This window comes from Pedobacter cryoconitis (assembly GCF_014207135.1).
GTDB classification, from domain to species: Bacteria; Bacteroidota; Bacteroidia; order Sphingobacteriales; family Sphingobacteriaceae; genus Pedobacter; species Pedobacter cryoconitis_D.
Window position 1 is genome coordinate 23,380 of sequence record NZ_JACHCC010000002.1, and the last position, 16,133, is coordinate 39,512.

At 37.9% G+C, this 16,133-nt stretch carries 16 protein-coding genes; 10 read left to right on the forward strand and 6 right to left on the reverse strand.

Going from position 1 to position 16,133, the window contains the following annotated elements:
- Window positions 1-7: 7 nt before the first annotated feature.
- Window positions 8-361 (reverse strand): winged helix-turn-helix transcriptional regulator, encoded by a 354-nt coding sequence (locus tag HDF25_RS03125; protein ID WP_184622679.1) that lies wholly within the window; start codon window positions 359-361, stop codon window positions 8-10.
- Window positions 362-449: 88 nt separating this feature from the next.
- Between HDF25_RS03125 and HDF25_RS03130 the strand changes: the two genes are divergently transcribed.
- A complete protein-coding gene (locus HDF25_RS03130; RefSeq protein ID WP_184622682.1) occupies window positions 450-1,253 on the forward strand; it encodes an alpha/beta fold hydrolase in 804 nt (267 codons plus the stop codon).
- Window positions 1,254-1,377: 124 nt separating this feature from the next.
- On the forward strand, window positions 1,378-2,052 hold the full coding sequence (locus HDF25_RS03135; protein ID WP_184622684.1) for an alpha/beta hydrolase: 675 nt from the start codon (window positions 1,378-1,380) through the stop codon (window positions 2,050-2,052).
- A gap of 52 nt (window positions 2,053-2,104) precedes the next feature.
- Here HDF25_RS03135 and HDF25_RS03140 read toward each other — a convergent pair whose 3' ends face one another.
- The 3 genes from HDF25_RS03140 to HDF25_RS03150 form a co-directional block, all read right to left on the reverse strand.
- Window positions 2,105-2,956 (reverse strand): class I SAM-dependent methyltransferase, encoded by an 852-nt coding sequence (locus HDF25_RS03140; RefSeq protein WP_184622686.1) that lies wholly within the window; start codon window positions 2,954-2,956, stop codon window positions 2,105-2,107.
- 81 nt (window positions 2,957-3,037) lie between these two features.
- Window positions 3,038-3,616 carry a Crp/Fnr family transcriptional regulator gene (locus tag HDF25_RS03145; protein ID WP_184622688.1) on the reverse strand — a complete coding sequence of 193 codons (579 nt, stop codon included), beginning with the start codon at window positions 3,614-3,616 and terminating at the stop codon, window positions 3,038-3,040.
- A complete protein-coding gene (locus HDF25_RS03150; protein ID WP_184622690.1) occupies window positions 3,597-4,370 on the reverse strand; it encodes a DUF6882 domain-containing protein in 774 nt (257 codons plus the stop codon). Before HDF25_RS03150 ends, HDF25_RS03145 begins: the two co-directional genes overlap by 20 nt.
- A gap of 275 nt (window positions 4,371-4,645) precedes the next feature.
- Between HDF25_RS03150 and HDF25_RS03155 the strand changes: the two genes are divergently transcribed.
- Both HDF25_RS03155 and HDF25_RS03160 read left to right on the forward strand, forming a co-directional pair.
- The gene (locus HDF25_RS03155) at window positions 4,646-7,021 is read left to right on the forward strand and encodes an ABC transporter permease (protein ID WP_184622692.1); all 2,376 of its coding nucleotides are present in this window, start codon (window positions 4,646-4,648) and stop codon (window positions 7,019-7,021) included.
- Between the two features lie 236 nt (window positions 7,022-7,257).
- Window positions 7,258-8,088: a class I SAM-dependent methyltransferase gene (locus HDF25_RS03160; protein WP_184622694.1), complete on the forward strand. Its 831-nt coding sequence runs from the start codon at window positions 7,258-7,260 to the stop codon at window positions 8,086-8,088.
- A 38-nt stretch (window positions 8,089-8,126) separates the two neighbouring features.
- Here the strand turns inward: HDF25_RS03160 and HDF25_RS03165 are convergent, their stop codons facing one another.
- Entirely contained in the window at window positions 8,127-8,948 is an 822-nt protein-coding gene (locus tag HDF25_RS03165) for an alpha/beta fold hydrolase (RefSeq protein WP_184622696.1), read from the reverse strand.
- A gap of 194 nt (window positions 8,949-9,142) precedes the next feature.
- Here HDF25_RS03165 and HDF25_RS03170 point away from each other — a divergent pair, with 194 nt between their 5' ends.
- The 4 genes from HDF25_RS03170 (at window position 9,143) to HDF25_RS03185 (ending at window position 13,385) form a co-directional block, all read left to right on the forward strand.
- Entirely contained in the window at window positions 9,143-10,099 is a 957-nt protein-coding gene (locus HDF25_RS03170) for an alpha/beta fold hydrolase (protein WP_184622698.1), read from the forward strand.
- Between the two features lie 277 nt (window positions 10,100-10,376).
- Window positions 10,377-11,261: a hypothetical protein gene (locus HDF25_RS03175; protein ID WP_184622700.1), complete on the forward strand. Its 885-nt coding sequence runs from the start codon at window positions 10,377-10,379 to the stop codon at window positions 11,259-11,261.
- 49 nt (window positions 11,262-11,310) lie between these two features.
- On the forward strand, window positions 11,311-12,060 hold the full coding sequence (locus HDF25_RS03180) for a helix-turn-helix domain-containing protein (RefSeq protein ID WP_184622702.1): 750 nt from the start codon (window positions 11,311-11,313) through the stop codon (window positions 12,058-12,060).
- A gap of 95 nt (window positions 12,061-12,155) precedes the next feature.
- A complete protein-coding gene (locus tag HDF25_RS03185) occupies window positions 12,156-13,385 on the forward strand; it encodes an FAD-dependent oxidoreductase (RefSeq protein ID WP_184622704.1) in 1,230 nt (409 codons plus the stop codon).
- A 3-nt stretch (window positions 13,386-13,388) separates the two neighbouring features.
- Here the strand turns inward: HDF25_RS03185 and HDF25_RS03190 are convergent, their stop codons facing one another.
- The gene (locus HDF25_RS03190; RefSeq protein ID WP_184622706.1) at window positions 13,389-13,838 is read right to left on the reverse strand and encodes a hypothetical protein; all 450 of its coding nucleotides are present in this window, start codon (window positions 13,836-13,838) and stop codon (window positions 13,389-13,391) included.
- Between the two features lie 278 nt (window positions 13,839-14,116).
- Here HDF25_RS03190 and HDF25_RS03195 point away from each other — a divergent pair, with 278 nt between their 5' ends.
- Both HDF25_RS03195 and HDF25_RS03200 read left to right on the forward strand, forming a co-directional pair.
- Window positions 14,117-14,317: a hypothetical protein gene (locus HDF25_RS03195; RefSeq protein ID WP_184622708.1), complete on the forward strand. Its 201-nt coding sequence runs from the start codon at window positions 14,117-14,119 to the stop codon at window positions 14,315-14,317.
- A gap of 384 nt (window positions 14,318-14,701) precedes the next feature.
- Window positions 14,702-16,120 (forward strand): aldehyde dehydrogenase family protein, encoded by a 1,419-nt coding sequence (locus HDF25_RS03200; protein WP_184622710.1) that lies wholly within the window; start codon window positions 14,702-14,704, stop codon window positions 16,118-16,120.
- Window positions 16,121-16,133 lie beyond the last annotated feature (13 nt).

The window sequence follows — 16,133 nt, forward strand, 5'->3', positions numbered from 1 at the left end:
GCTCAAATTAATACTTTTTTAGCCCCCAATGATGCAAATCATCAATTATCTGCAATAATTCCATACCCTTTAGGGTTGGGGTATAGATGATCTTCATGGGGGCTTTTTCTTCTACTATAGTCTTTTCAATCAGTTGGTCTGCTACCAGCTCTGAAAGCCGTTTACCCAATATTTGATCTGATAGGCTAGGAAAAGCATTTTTGAGCAGGCTAAACTGACGTGCGTCTCGGGCTATACTGTGTAAGATCTGCATTTTCCATCTGGCACTGATGTTTCGTAAGACCTCGTTAACCTCACATTTACAGCTTAATACCACCAAATTATTGGCATTCGATGTTCCCGGTTTTAGTTTGCTTGACATAGTTAATAAGGATTGAAACTCACTTTAGGGTGAGTTATTGTATGGCCAGTTACGCAGAGCGACATTTGCTTTCACAAAATAAATCATTATGAAAATGAAATTAATTAATGCAAAGTCATTTTACTTCCTGTTAGTTCTACTACTCTTTGTTTCCAGGGTTAATGCCCAACCAACAGATAAACCGCCTGTTTTTGTGTTAGTACATGGTGCCTTTCACGGAGGCTGGTGCTGGCAAAAAGTGAGTAAACAACTGCGTGCAAATGGAGATGTTGTTTATACTCCAACTTTGAGCGGCCTGGGAGAGCATAGAAACACTTTAAATAGCAAGATTGATCTGAATACTCATATTACTGATATTATCAATCTGATCCTGTCGGAAGACCTGCACAATGTCATTCTGGTTGGTCATAGTTATGCCGGTGCCGTGATTGCTGGTGTTGCAGACAGTATCCCGGAAAGATTGTCAAAACTGGTGTTTCTTGATGCCATGCTAATGAAAAATGGGCAAAGCGCGCTTGATGTAAGTCCGAAGGATATCCGCGGGAACTTTATTAAATCTGCAACTCAATTTGACAAGGGGTTAAGCCTTCCGTTTATGTCGGCAGAGATCTTTGGTGTGACAGATGTAGATGATGCTAAATGGGTGAATGAACGTTTAACAAATCAGCCATTCAGAACTTTCACGCAACCGTTAGTACTCAAACATCCGTATGGTAATCAGCTACCACTTACTTATATTGCCTGTACGAGTCCTGAACTGCGTGCCATTCAGTTATTTGCAGATGAGGCAAAGGCCAGTAAGGACTGGAAGTATCTGGAGCTGAAAACAGGACATGATGCTATGATAACTGTACCAGCTGAACTTGCCAAAATGCTGGAATCGTTAGAATGAGTTTAAACCAAATATTTTGATGAATAGCCCTATAAACACTGAACAAAATTGATTTTTTCTTTGTTATAGATTGTGGTTACCGCTTTCATATTTTTTTTAAAAACCATTAATCAAAAATCATAATATGAAAAAAGCAAATGTTGTTTTTGTCCACGGGCTCTGGGCTGATGGATCTAGTTGGAATGCTATTATTCCTACTCTTTTAAATGAAGGATATGAGGTAGTCTCAGTGCAGAATCCGTTAACCACTCTGGCTGATGATGTCGCTGCAACGAACCGTGTGCTATCGAGGCTCGAAGGCCCTACGATTCTGGTTGGGCATTCGTGGGGTGGATTTGTAATTACTGCTGCTGGGAATCACCCGAATGTTAGCGGGTTGGTTTATGTAGCCGCTATGGCTCCTGATGAAGGAGAAACATTAGGTGAACTCTCTGAAAAATACCCGGCACCGGCTTCTCTGCATCTTTCTGTTGAAGATGGATATGTATGGCTAAGTAAAGAGGGGGTACAAAAACATTTTGCCGGAGATGTTCCAGATAGTGAGGCTGCATTAATCTACAGTACCCAGGGGCCAGCTGCATTGGCTCTGTTTGGAGACAAAATGACTAACCCTGCATGGAAGAGCAAACCGAGTTGGTATATTTTGGCGAAGAATGACCATACGATCAATCCAGAATTAGAACGCATTATGGCAAATAGGATGGGGGCCAAATTAACGGAACTGGAGAGCAGTCACGTTCCGATGATTTCTCAGCCTGAAGCGGTACTGAAAGTGATTAGAGAGGCAGCAAATGCTTAAAAATACTAAAGTCAAAAATATAGCCTCAGATTTATCTGGGGCTTTTTCTTGCCTAAGTTGTCGCTAATAAGAATACTTCGCCGCTTGCCGGAACGAGATTGTCGGTTCTGCCTGAAAAATAGAGTTGTTCCATATCTTTTGTTGATATCGTTCTTGAATTTTTAAACCCAGCCTCATTAGACATCGCTATTATCTCATGTGGACTAAAGAAACTTACAAATGGCGTTCCCGCTGCTTTCGCGCCTTTTTCGGCCATTTCCTGCATAGATTTATCTTCTTCATCAAGAAGCTCCAGGGGCAGATAAAATGCCATGGCAAGCGTTGAACCTGATGCCAACTTTGCAATTTCCTTTAGTGAGGCAATGATGGCTTCTTTTGTAAGATATAGAGTTACTCCTGTGGAGACAATAACAGCAGGTTTGCTGCTGTCGAATCCTGCTTTCAATAATTGTTTCCACCAGGAAGTGGTCTCAAAATTGACGGGTACAAAATGCAGGTAATAGGGAATTCCAAGACCAATTTCAAGTAACCTTTGTTGTTTCCAGGTCAATGTATCAGGTTGGTCAATTTCATAGATCTGAAGTTTAGAAGCTATACCTGGTCTGCGTAATGCAAATGTGTCAAGTCCTGCACCCAGAATAACGTATTGACTAATCCCCAGACTACTTTGTTCAATAATTAAATCTTCAATAAAGCGGCTACGAGCCACAACAGAAGCCCTAAGACGTTTTGTGAACTTCATATCAGGACGCTGCTGCCAATCATCCGTTGGAGCTACCAGTTTCAGACCTAATTGATCTTCGAGTATATGTGGCTTTGCATCAATTTGAACATGTAACGCTCTCCATAAAGCTGTTCGTACTGCACTGGTATCTGGATTGGTACTTTTTTTTACATTACTCATTTTTTCAGCTTTTAAATTGAACTTAATACCTCAAAATTAATTGTTGTAAAGAAAAGTACACTTGCCATATGACAAGAAATGCTAACTGGTAGCAATTTCCTTTCGGATTCTACTTAATGAGGTATCGGTAATGCCTAAATAAGATGCGATGTATTTTAATGGTGATTGTTTGATGATTTGCGGTCTTTCTTTAATGAGGTCTAAATATCTATCTGTAGCATTGATGGTCAATACATTAATTGAGCGTTGTTTTAGGCTAAATATTTGGCTCGTCGCCCAGGTTCTTCCCCATTCTCTAAATCCTTCTACGGTCTGCAGTAGCTGTTGAAAGGTTTCATATTCGATTTTCCAAACAACTGCATCTGTTATTGCCTGAAAATTTTCTTTAGATGATGTTCTTTGAAATAAAGAAAGAGATTCAATTAATATTTCATTTGAGCAATAAAATTCTGTAGTTGTTTCATTACAGTTATAATCATAAAGAAAAGACCTAAATAAACCCTTTTCAATGATGTAGAATTCTCTTGCAATTTTACCTATCTCCAAAAGCATCGACCCTTGCTGAAACTCAATTTTGGTGTGTGCTTTACGGATTTCCTGATAATCTTCTTTTTTAAGAAGAGGATGATTATAAATGAGTTCAAAAAAATCTAGGTCCATTTTCAATGTGGTTGTTTTTTTCTTTGATTTCAAAATAACACTGATCGCAAACGAGCTTGATTTTGGCAAAAGTCATAGACGTATCATTCCATTCGCCTTCCTGTTCTCTCACTTTTTCACATTCATCACACCAAGCCTGATAATCGTCATCATCGGTCATTATATCAGACTCAACTGATTCATGAAAGCCAGTGTATTTATCTTTATTTAGGTGTCGGCAGATAAAAGCTACTCTACCTGAGTTATGTACATCACACTTTATATATTTCTCTTTCAGAGCTTCATAATCTTGCTGGGTTAATTCTGATGTAAATATAAAATAGATAAAAAGCTGGTCCTGTGGAACTCTGTATGCACCGATCGCATTCAATATCTTTGCAGAAACGGCAGTCAATTCCCAGCCTGTATAATCATCACCATTAAATAAACCCTGGGTAAGCTCTGTAAAGTTATTCGCCAGTCCAACTTCTTTTACTTTTTTGAGTGGTCGGCTTATATGTAATGGGGTAGATTGATTATTCCACGACCAGTTCCATGTGTTAGCTTTTATTGAAAACGACCCCACATCGACGTATTTAAAGTAAAGATTTCTTCCATCATCAGATTTAAAATGAAAGGCACCAATGTTATGATCATAAAACCAATTTTCATAACTATTAATGTCATATAGCTTCATGAATTCATTCTGCAAAGTGGTCATGTCTTCCAGACAACTATCTCTATAAGATTCAAAATTTTGATCGGGTGGAGTCATGTAAATCTTTGTGGTTAATTCAAATATCCAAAAATAGTAGATTTGGCTAAACAAATCGTAAATACTTTTACGCTATGATATGTTTAAATGAAATAGCTCTTAGATTACTTTCTCATACAACATGAATTTACTGTTTGATAATGCACAGTGTCTTGTCCAGTTCCGAACAGTATTTATGCGTTAAAAAGTATAATTGTTTGTTTTTTAATGTAAAAAAGCTATTTTGATAACTGGTATGGTCTTGGCACGGGGCATCATTATAAATACAGGATCATATGTTCAAACTCAACATCAAAATTGCACTTCGAAGTATCTTTAAAAATAAGGTTTCATCTTTTATCAATGTGATTGGACTGGCTATAGGTCTGGCAGCATGCTTTATGCTATTGCTGTATGTTTCCTACGAATGGAATTTTGATAAACAAGCAAAGAATTCGGCCGACGTGTATATTGCAATGACCAATGTTGAGGATGACAGTGGGAAAATCGTAGCTACATTTGATGGTACAACCACAGCTTTTGCTCCGATCATTAAGCAGGGAATACCTGAAGTGAAGTACATATGCAAAATGAATTACGGTTCCAGAAAGCTGATTGCAAATGGACAAAACACTTTTAAAAAGGACGGGAAGTTTGCAGAACCTGATATCCTGAAAATGTATGATTACGAGTTTGTTTCGGGCGATCCAAAAACTGCATTGCTCCAGCCTAAATCAGTTATACTCACCGAGAGTACAGCAATGTCTTTATTTGGATCTACAGATGTACTCAATAAGTCGGTAAAATATGAGAATCAGAATGATCTGAAGGTTACGGGTATAATCAAAGATCTGCCGGAAAATAGTTCAAATAAATTTGATTTCTTAATGCCCTGGGCTTTTTATGAAATAGTAAATGAAGATGCCCGGGATCTGAACTGGAGCAATTATAGTTACGTCACATTGGTTATGCTCAATCATAATGCTAGTTTACCTGTGGTAAACAAAAAACTCACAGAGCTTGTGAAGCTGAACCAAAAGACTAATGTAGTCCAACCGCATTTCTTTTTCCCATTAAGCAAAATGCATTTATATGGAAAGTTTGAAGAAGGAAAAAGTGTAGGAGGTGCTATTGAGCAGATATGGCTATTTATGGCACTGGCATTTGGGATATTACTGATTGCCTGTATCAATTTCATGAACATGGCTACTGCAAAATCAGAAAACAGAGCCAAGGAGGTGGGAATCAAAAAGACAATCGGGGCCTCACGTACTTCGTTGATTGCACAGTTCCTAACAGAATCCATTGTGCTTGCTACTGTAAGTATCGTTGTTGCTATGGGGCTTGTAGAAGCCTTCCTGCCATCTTTAAATAACCTGTTAAATATCAATATGGTTATTAATTATTTTAATATATACAGTTGGCTGGGGCTGATTGGAATTGTTCTGTTAACCGGGCTGGCTGCAGGCAGTTATCCGGCATTTTATCTTTCATCTTTCGAACCTATACAAACTTTAAGAAAAAAAGCACCCGGCAGATCTTTCCTTTCCATTAGTTTAAGACAGGTATTAATCATAGGACAGTTCTGTTTTACGGTCTTGTTGATTATATCCACACTCGTGATCTATAAACAGATACAGTATATTAAGAACAGGCCCTTAGGAGCTGATGTTAATGCACTTGTAGAAATGCCACAGGATGGAGCATTGCAAAATAAATACGAATTGCTTAAGACCCGGCTGATCAATTCGGGGGCAGTTTCGGGGATGTACCAATCTTCTCAGGGTCTGGTACATCACAATTCCTTTTTTACGAATCTGGAATGGCCAGGAGTTACTCCAGGAGAACTTAAGATTCTATTCAACAGGGTGGGAACTACCTATAATTTTATTAAAACCAATGGTCTGAAACTGGCTGGTGGAAGGGACTTTTCAGATCAGTACGCATCTGACACGGCTGCTGTATTGGTAAGTCGTTCGGCGGTTAAAACTATGGGTTTGAAGCAGCCTTTGGGTACCATGATTAAACTTTCCGGGTCTGAGCGAAAAATTATCGGTGTATTTGAGGATTATGTATGGGATTCGCCCTATAAGTCTAGTACACCATTGATCGTGTATTTTAGCAAAGAAGCTACAGGAACGGTCACCATGCGTTTGAATACTTCAAACAGTACACAACAAAACTTAGAGACGATCACGAAGATAACCAAAGAGATTAATCCTGCATATCCCGTTGAATTAACTTTTACCAATACTGTTTATGAGGATTTGTTGCGTAAGGAAAGAAAGCTTGGGGTATTGTCAAATGTTTTTGGTGCCCTGGCCATTTTTGTTTCTTGTTTAGGTTTGTATGGGCTGGTTGCTTTTAGTGCCGCACAACGTACTAAGGAGTTTGGCGTCAGGAAAGTGTTGGGGGCATCTGTTGCCAATTTAATGCATCTTCTTTCCTGGTCGTTTATCAAGATGATTTGTATAGCCATTTGTATTGCTGTACCAATTGCCTACTATTTAATGAACCTATGGTTGCAAAATTTTGAATTCCATATCGCTATTTCGTGGTGGATCATTGTAGTGGCTTCTCTGAGTACCCTGGTTATTGCCTTGCTGACCCTGAGTTACCAGGCTTATAGAAGTGCTGTCTCCAATCCTGTAGATGCTTTGAAATATGAATAATTAAATTCCTAACAAGCTTTTGAAAAAGGTTAAAATGAATAAACATTATTCATTTCAGGAATATAATATAAGAAGCTCGTTTAAATAGGGTTTTAGTGTTAATTGTTTGTTTTGCAGTGTTTTAATGTTAGTAAAATTTAGAGTCTCCTGAGTCTGCTAATAGCAGAAATGATATTTCTTTAGCATATCTTTATATAAGAATTTGTTAACTCAATTTGGATTTATCTAACCTCAGAATGGAAAAACAAGTGATTAGTAAGAATAACTGGAATGAACTTTCTGTAAATCGTAAAAACTGGGAGCCATTTATTAATACATTTCTTTGCCCTATAAGTAATGTATTAATTGATAAGCTCTCATTAAAGCTTTCTGCCAATGTGCTGGATGTAGCAACTGGCATGGGAGAACCAGGACTATCCGTTGCAGAAGCCTTACCGGGCGGGAGAGTGGTTGGTGTTGATATCTCTGAGAAAATGCTTGAAATATCGCGTGAAAATGCCAGTGCAAGGGGCCTTTCAAATTTTGAAACGGTTTGTTGTAGCGTAGATCTGATGCCATTTGACGATAATTCGTTTGAGGCGGTTGTCTGTAGAAATGGGATTATGTTCTTTAATGATATTGCTAATGGGTTAAAAGAGATGTACAGAATCCTTAAAGGCGATGGAAAAATTGCAGTATCTACATGGGGATTACTGGAAAAGAATATCTGGGCAAATATTGTATTAGAAACTATTTCTGAGGTTACACGTCATAATGCCTACAATCCACATGTTCCAGGAATGTTCTATTGTATGCAGCCAGGTTTCATGACTGATTGGTTTGAACAGGTTGATCTGAGAAATATAAACGAGCAGGAGCTGACGGGAATTATTTCATTTGGTTCTGCTGATGAACATTGGGAATTTGTAAGCACTGTCAGTGCAGCAGTAGTTAATGCTTTAAAGAATCTTGATTCTGGTGTGAAAAATGAAATCAGGCAGGAGCTTAAGCAGAAAATAACAACCTTCACTGTACAGGAGAAGCTTTATTTTCAATGGAATTCACGTATTACTGTCGGAACAAAATAATAGAAAAAGCCTGATTTAGCTTTTTCTATTATTCTAAATTAAGCTTTAATAAAGGCTAAGAGGGCGGCATTGATTGTTGCTGCCTCAGTTGTTGGCATACCATGAGGAAAACCTGGATAAGAAATCAGTTTTCCATTTTTCAAAAGGTTTACGGCCTTTGCCCCGGAAATTGGAAATGGTACGATCTGATCGTCCTCGCCATGTAAAACAAGTACAGGGATATCTACGCTTTTAAGATCTTCAGTGAAATCTGTTTCCGAAAAAGCCTTGATGCAATCGTAATGTGCTTTTATCCCGCCCATCATTCCTTGTCTCCACCAGTTATCCTTAACACCTTGTGATATTTTTGCTCCTTCACGGTTATAACCGTAAAATGGAATGGTAAAATCCTGAAAATATTGCGCGCGAGAAGTTGCGGTACCTTTGCGTATTTCATCGAATACAGATAAGGGAACACCTTCGGGGTTATTCGCGGATTGTACCATTATCGGAGTAACCGCACTGATCAATACAGCTTTGGCTACGCGACCCTTTCCGTGTTTGGCAACATAACGGATAACCTCGCCGCCGCCAGTTGAATGGCCAATATGGATAGCATCCTTTAAATCAAGTGCCTTTGCCAGTTCAGCGACATCTGCAGCATAGGTATCCATATCATGTCCGTTTGCAGTTTGGGTAGATCTTCCATGTCCCCGGCGGTCATGGGCGATAACTCTAAATCCCTGGTTGAGGAAAAACATCATTTGTCCATCCCAATCATCGCCAGATAAAGGCCATCCGTGATGAAAAACGATTGGTTGTCCTGTTCCCCAATCTTTGTAATAAATTTCAGTGCCATCTTTTACTGTGATCTTATTCATTTTTCTGATTTTAGTAATAGTTGTTAATAAAATGAATTCTTCGGGATGTACTCTCCCTTTAAATGAAAGTCTTATAAGGGGATAATTGTTTTTTAACGTGTTAATTTTGTTTATACCTTTTATAATGGTATCAGGACGTAATTTTCTATATTTAAACGGAATATCTCAGTTCCGGTTTTCAATTGCTTTTCAGAATGAGAATATTCATTACATTTTTTATGTTTTTTACTTCAATTGCGATCAGCAAAGGCAATCCGGCAGTTAATATTGACACGACTGAAATTGTGGAAATAGGAGGAATCAAACAATTTATTAAACTTCAGGGAGTAGACCGGACAAAACCGTTATTGTTATTTCTTCATGGAGGCCCAGGCACTTCACTGATACCTGTAGCTGATACATTTACAGCTAAATTAAAAGAGCGTTTTGTGGTTGTTCAATGGGACCAGAGGGAGACTGGAGAAACTTTAAAGTTAAACCACTCTACTGAAACGCTATCACTGGGTTTATTTCAAAAGGATACCGATGAGTTAATAAATTATTTATTGCAAAAGTTCAGTCGTAAAAAACTGTTTCTGGTTTCACATTCTTTCGGATCTATGTTAGGGTTTAATTTTGCTGACCAACATCCGGAATTACTTTATGCTTATATCTCAATTAGTGGAATTGTAGATCAGAGACAAAGTGAGCGGTTAACGTTAGAAATGTTAAACAAGTGGGCCAGGGAAACCAATAATGATATTGCTATAAAAGAATTAGCCCTGGTGAAGCTCCCATTTGAAAATGAGGACGATTTATTCTATTCGCAAAAATGGCTATTCATTCATAATGGCGTCGATTTCGCAAAAGAGGATGGTTTCAAAACCAAATATCATGATTGGCTGGCAGTCTGGTTTCCAATGTGGAAGAAAGCTGTAACGAATAATCTTTTCAAAACTTTGCCGGTATTAAAGTGCCCGGTATATTTCATAGAGGGAAACGGGGACAAGCAGCAGTCTCACTATATAGTGGAAGATTATTATAAATTTTTAAAAGCACCAAAGAAAGCGATGTTTTGGTTTGAAAAATCTGGTCACACCGTTTTTAACAGTGAACCAGATAAACTGCAACAGGTTATCATCGAAAAAATACTGCCAGTAGCCTTTCAATAGATTTCATTCAGCTATGTTGCTGAACTACAAATTTTCTTTAAAGAACGGGATTGCTTTTGCTAATGCTTGTTTTACTGGCTCGGGTTGATCATATAGATCTTAATGTGAATACCCTTTTACGTCTAGCAGTTCTTTTTTCTTAGATGCAGCTCTTCGAACAATTTCATAACCGTCTCTGTATGCATTCTTCTGCCATGTGTTCTTTAGTAGCGAGTTTGTAGATTTCCACGATGAGAAACTAATTTTTATACCTTTGGTATTTCCTAAATAGCTGTTTATGTCTTCTTCTGTTGTGAAATTAGTGTCGCTTTTTGTTTTACTTGTTACTGGTTTTAAATCCACTTCGCAAGTGAAACCATTGTATAACTGGAAAGGAACCAGCTTGTCTTTGTATGAAAAACCTGATACTGGAAGCAGAATACTAGTCAAAATCCCAAAAGGAGGAGCTGTACAAAAAAGCAACAGTACCGCTGTTTTACCAGCTTTTAATGTTGTATTAAGTTATTATGGAAGTACTGCACACCTTGAAAATAATGAGGACTTGAATACCGACGGTACCTGGTATAGCATGCCAGGAAAGTGGATCCAGGTAGATTATGACGGTAAAATTGGTTATGTTCCAGGTCTGTTTTTATCAAGGCTCCAGGATCTTACCGTATATAAAGCCATTAATAATGACTTTGAAAATATAACTGCCGGATATATGAACAGGTTATTTGATATTCCTGTATCAAAACAGAAAAAAGAACTGCCAAAACAAAGTAAAGAAGAGATTAGTTATGAGAAGACTTACCGCTATAAAAATGGTAATTACTATACAGCCTCTTTTAATTATGCTGAAGAAGGAGGAGCGGGGGGTGAAAACTATACATTTTTCCTGAAAGGATTAAAAAAACATGAAGCGGTATTGTTCTTATTGAAATTAACTTCATTTAACAATATAATGCCTGATGAGGTTAAAAGGCTAAAGAAAAGAGTAAGTACTAATAGTTTATACGACCAGTTTTGCTGGTGGTATCATAAGAACCTGCCTGAAGCTGATAAAGCTGAAAGAAATATTGATATGGAATTCTTTTATGAGCAGGAAGGTGGTTCGGCAACGGTGACGCTCAAAGAAACCAAGGAGGGTGTGATTATTTCATATGGCTTTGGCGGCTGTTAGTTTACAACAGGCTTCTATACTATCTTTATAAAAATAACCGCCGCTGAAAATGAATCTTGAATACAAATTTGTCAAAGCTGATTATCACTTATCTGCTTTTGTAGATTTCTTCTGGATGATTACCAATCCTTCAGATGAAGAACAGGAAGTGGTGGTTTTGCCTGATGGCAGAATTGATATTATGTTTTCCATTTCGTCGGCAGAACCCTATCATATCATGTTGATGGGCCTGGGTAATGAACCGTCATATAATGTGATTGCCGCACAATCCAGGACGTTTGCCATCAGTTTTAATTTATTGGCAGTTGAATATATTCCTGATATTCATATTTCTTCCTTCCTGAATAGTGCAGACCGGTTGCCAGATGATTTTTGGGCAATTACAGTAGACGACCTGAATGATTTTGAGGGCTTTTGTAAAAAGGTGTCTCAGAAAATGACGGCTATGCGCAATGAAAATATTGATGATAGAATACAGAAGCTCTTTCAATTGATCTATGCTACAAATGGCACAATGCCGGTTAAAGAATTATCAGAAAAAGTTTTCTGGAGCAGCCGTCAGATCAATCGTTATTTTAATCAGCAATTCGGACTTTCATTAAAGACATATTGTAATATTTTACGCTTCAGAGCATCATTTCCCCACCTTAAAGAAGGTAAACTTTATCCTGAGCAAAACTATACCGATCAGACGCACTTTATTAAAGAGGTTAAGAAGTTTGCTGGTGTAATACCCAAGGAGTTAAGCAGAAACAAAGGAGACCGTTTTATTCATCTGACTACATTGACAAAGAAGTAAACTGAGCCTGGTTTAATTTGAGAAAGACCGATTTTTACTATTTCCAGTTTCGCTAAAGCAGCAATTTTGTGGTGTAAAAATAAGCAGACAGAATTATGTTACTACAAAATAAAAGAGTTGCCATTGTTGGTGGCGGACCAGGAGGCTTAACACTAGCCCGTCTTTTACAGATTAAAGGTGTAAAGGTCAAAGTTTATGAAAGAGATATTGACAGGAATGTGAGATTACAGGGTGGGGCATTGGACCTTCATACCGAATCTGGATTAGCTGCCTTGGAAAAAGCTGGTTTAATGGATGAGTTTAAAGCTAATTTTCGGCCTGGAGCAGAGAATACCCGCGTGGTAGATAATCAGGCGAAAATATATTATGATCAGCATACTGAGGATACTACAACAAGTTTCGGAGATAAACACCATAGGCCGGAAATTGACCGCGGGCCTTTGAGAGATATCTTGCTTGACTCTTTAGAACCAGATACAGTTGTTTGGAACAGTCATATTTTATCAATTAAACCGATAGGCAGTACCTGGGAAATCATATTTCAAAATGGTAATACTGTAATTGCCGACGTGGTGATTGGTGCTGATGGTTCAAATTCTAAAATCAGACCTTTTGTTACTGCTATAAAACCGGTTTGGGCTGGTGTGACTATGATAGAAGGATCAATATATGATTCACAAAAAACAGCGCCCAGGATTCATGAATTGCTTAAAGGCGGAAAAATATTCGCTTATGGAAATGAGAAAACTTTAATTGTAAGCGCTAAGGGAGATGGTAATTTTGGATTTGCCATAGGTTTTAAAACTGAGGAGGATTGGGTTAGTCAAAGCGGTATAGATTTTAGTGACCATAAACGGTTATTGGCCTGGTTCAAAAAGGAGTTTTCGGAATGGGACAGTATCTGGTATGAACTGTTCTCGAGTGAAAAATCACTTTTTATACCCAGACCTCAGTATTGTATGCCATTAGACCAGTCGTGGGAAGCAAAACCAAATCTAACGCTGATCGGGGATGCGGCACACTGGATGCCTCCCTTTGCTGGTGAGGGTGTAAATATGGCTATGCTGGATGCTCTTGAGTTAAGTGAGCGTCTGACTAGTGACAGATTCTCTGACATGCAAACGGCAATCGCAGCTTATGAGAAACCAATGTTTAAAAGATTTGCAAAGGTAGGCCAGATGACGATGTTCAATACCAAATGGATGCATCAGCCAAAAGCTATTGAAAATATGCTGGCTATGTTTAGCAACAACATCTTTAAACAAGCCTGGTTCATTGGAAAGATGTGGATGGCAACTGTGTTTGCTCCTTACAAATTCTTCTAAAGTCTATTGATAAGAAATTTTTCCGCCTAATTTTTTGGCAAAATCATTCATTAGCACAAATGACTTTTTGAAAACTGATCTTGCAAAACCGGTATATTGTATTTCTTTATAATCGGGTAGAGTGCTTGCATACTGACCACCAGTAATATAACCTGGCCCTTTAGTCATCCCGGTTATGATGATACTTCCATCTTTCGAAAGGATATTTAGAAAATAAACCCCTTCGTCCTTTGCAACCGTTTTTGGTTGTGTTTTTATATAAAATATTGTATTGTCATTGACATCTGGAAACATGTTGTTTTCAAGAATTACCTGCAGGATTAGTTTATGATTCTGCAGGGCACTATTTGAGTTGCTGACGATTATTTTTGTGCTTTGTTCCGGAATTTCAGATTTATCCTGAGCAATCAGGGATAGCGGTAATATGAACAGAAATAATAATAGAATCTTCATAATCAGAATGATTGAATACCTAACATAAATGTAAATGAATTAAAACTAAGATTAGCTTTTGTAGTCAGAATCTTACTTAACTCTAGGAGAGTTGAAAAATGATTTTGCCGGATTAAGTTGGTGAAAGAACTTTAACTAACTATTTCTCATTTGCTTTGTTATAGAGAAATAACAATTATTATCTTGGTTTCGAAGCCTTCTCAAGAATTGAAAATATGGACCTGGCAAAAATTATCTTTATAAAAAACACTCTTTTTCGATCATTTATAATCGGTTGTGTGTTATACGTTTTATCCCTCATTATTACACTAGAGTTCTGGCATACCTGGGCTTCTCTGGTGAAAAACTTCTTTATGGTAGGAGAGACTGAATTCGGATATATTCTCCTTCTTTTCTTTGTGCTTATTAAAGTCGTTCTTGTTTTTCTGGTGCTTGTTCCGGCTATTGCATTGCAATGGATGATTAAGAAGAAATCCTAAATGCTTCGTCTTTTATTCCTAAGAAGATTTTTTTCGTGCTTTGTATTTAGCTATTATGGAAGGTTTAACGATGTAAATTATAATCCCAAGAATTGCAGAAATTATCAAAGGTATGGCCATAGTAGTTTATTTAAATGGTTATTAAAATCTAAAGAAATAAGAACTTCACTATGTTATACAAAATGTTTAATGGCAATTTTATTGCATAATAAACTGTATTACAGTGGTAAATATAAGAATTGGTTATATATAAATGGGAAAATAAAATCTCTTGTGATATAATAGAATGCTATCATGAACTTTTGAACAAAGTAAGTTGAACGTATTAACAAAACTGATTTTTATAATCTGTCTGATCTTTGTTGAACTAAATTTCAAGAACAGATGAAAAATATTAATAAAATATACGTCAACGGAGCATTTATAACTCCCAATGGAACAGAAGTCGCCAATCTGATCAATCCTTCTACAAACCGGGTAATAGGGACAGTTACTCTGGGAAATGAGATTGATACCCAACTTGCGATTGCCTCAGCAAAAGCTGCTTTACCTGCCTACTCAAAAACGACAATAGCTGAACGTATTGAGTATTTGCAAAATCTGTATCATTCGGTATCTAAACGGGAAAATGAGCTGGTAGATATCATGGTGGAAGAGTACGGCGGTACACTTCAGTTTTGCAGAATGAGCACAAAAGGTACAGTCAATGCTTTCTTAAATACCATAGAAACGTTAAGGTCGTTTGATTTCGAGAGAAAGATTGGCCAGTCAATAGTAAGACTGGAGCCATTGGGTGTAGTGGGGATTATTACTCCATGGAATGCCAGTAATAGTTTTATTACGGGTAAATTATCGACAGCACTTGCTGCAGGCTGCACAGCTGTCATTAAACCAAGCGAGATGAGCGCCCTACAAACTCAGCTGTTAACAGAATGCCTGCATGAGGCTGGTCTTCCAGCTGGAGTATTTAATATCGTAAATGGGCTGGGACAAGTGGTTGGTGCAGAAATCACAAGACATCCTGATATTGCAAAAATATCCTTTACCGGATCAACTCTGGTTGGGAAAACTATCGCAAAGGGTGCAGTTGACACAATGAAACGGGTAACCCTGGAATTGGGAGGAAAGTCACCCAATATTATTCTAGATGATGCAGATTTCGAAAAAGCAATTCCACAGGCAGTATTGATGGCTTATATGAACAGTGGCCAGGCTTGTATTGCCGCTACAAGACTGCTGGTACCCGAAAACAGACTTTCAGAAGTTAATGATCTGGTTAAAGCCGTGGTAACGGAAAAGATTAAAGTTGGTAATCCACAGGATGAGGATACCAATGTAGGACCAATGGTGAGCCAAAAGCAATATGAACGTGTTCAAAACTATATCAAACTGGGTTTGACTGAAGGTGCACTATTGCTGACCGGAGGAGAAGGGAAACCAGCTGGCCTGGAAGAAGGCAATTTTGTTAAAGCTACTGTATTTACAAATGTCACCAATCAAATGCGGATTGCGAGGGAGGAAATATTTGGACCTGTTCTCTCTATTCTGACTTATAAAACAGATGAAGAAGCTATTGAGATTGCGAATGATACGGATTACGGCCTTAGTGCATACATCAGCTCTGAAAACATAGAAAGAGCAAACACTATGGCTACGCATATTAACGCAGGAAGAGTTGCAATTAACGGGTTTAGCCATGATCCAAAAGCACCTTTTGGAGGGTTTAAACAGTCTGGTATTGGCAGAGAATTTGGTGTTTATGGTTTGGAAGCTTATCTGGAGCCAAAAACAATCCTGATTTAAACGTAAATGTTTA

Bases quoted from the DNA above. Each gene is read 5' to 3' on its own strand.
- HDF25_RS03150 (WP_184622690.1), bottom strand. From the start codon at position 4,370: ATGACTCCACCCGATCAAAATTTTGAATCTTATAGAGATAGTTGTCTG.
- HDF25_RS03160 (WP_184622694.1), top strand. From the start codon at position 7,258: ATGGAAAAACAAGTGATTAGTAAGAATAACTGGAATGAACTTTCTGTA.
- HDF25_RS03155 (WP_184622692.1), top strand. From the start codon at position 4,646: ATGTTCAAACTCAACATCAAAATTGCACTTCGAAGTATCTTTAAAAAT.
- HDF25_RS03170 (WP_184622698.1), top strand. From the start codon at position 9,143: ATGAGAATATTCATTACATTTTTTATGTTTTTTACTTCAATTGCGATC.
- HDF25_RS03125 (WP_184622679.1), bottom strand. From the start codon at position 361: ATGTCAAGCAAACTAAAACCGGGAACATCGAATGCCAATAATTTGGTG.
- HDF25_RS03135 (WP_184622684.1), top strand. From the start codon at position 1,378: ATGAAAAAAGCAAATGTTGTTTTTGTCCACGGGCTCTGGGCTGATGGA.
- HDF25_RS03175 (WP_184622700.1), top strand. From the start codon at position 10,377: ATGTCTTCTTCTGTTGTGAAATTAGTGTCGCTTTTTGTTTTACTTGTT.
- HDF25_RS03145 (WP_184622688.1), bottom strand. From the start codon at position 3,616: ATGGACCTAGATTTTTTTGAACTCATTTATAATCATCCTCTTCTTAAA.
- HDF25_RS03185 (WP_184622704.1), top strand. From the start codon at position 12,156: ATGTTACTACAAAATAAAAGAGTTGCCATTGTTGGTGGCGGACCAGGA.
- HDF25_RS03190 (WP_184622706.1), bottom strand. From the start codon at position 13,838: ATGAAGATTCTATTATTATTTCTGTTCATATTACCGCTATCCCTGATT.
- HDF25_RS03180 (WP_184622702.1), top strand. From the start codon at position 11,311: ATGAATCTTGAATACAAATTTGTCAAAGCTGATTATCACTTATCTGCT.
- HDF25_RS03200 (WP_184622710.1), top strand. From the start codon at position 14,702: ATGAAAAATATTAATAAAATATACGTCAACGGAGCATTTATAACTCCC.
- HDF25_RS03130 (WP_184622682.1), top strand. From the start codon at position 450: ATGAAAATGAAATTAATTAATGCAAAGTCATTTTACTTCCTGTTAGTT.
- HDF25_RS03165 (WP_184622696.1), bottom strand. From the start codon at position 8,948: ATGAATAAGATCACAGTAAAAGATGGCACTGAAATTTATTACAAAGAT.
- HDF25_RS03140 (WP_184622686.1), bottom strand. From the start codon at position 2,956: ATGAGTAATGTAAAAAAAAGTACCAATCCAGATACCAGTGCAGTACGA.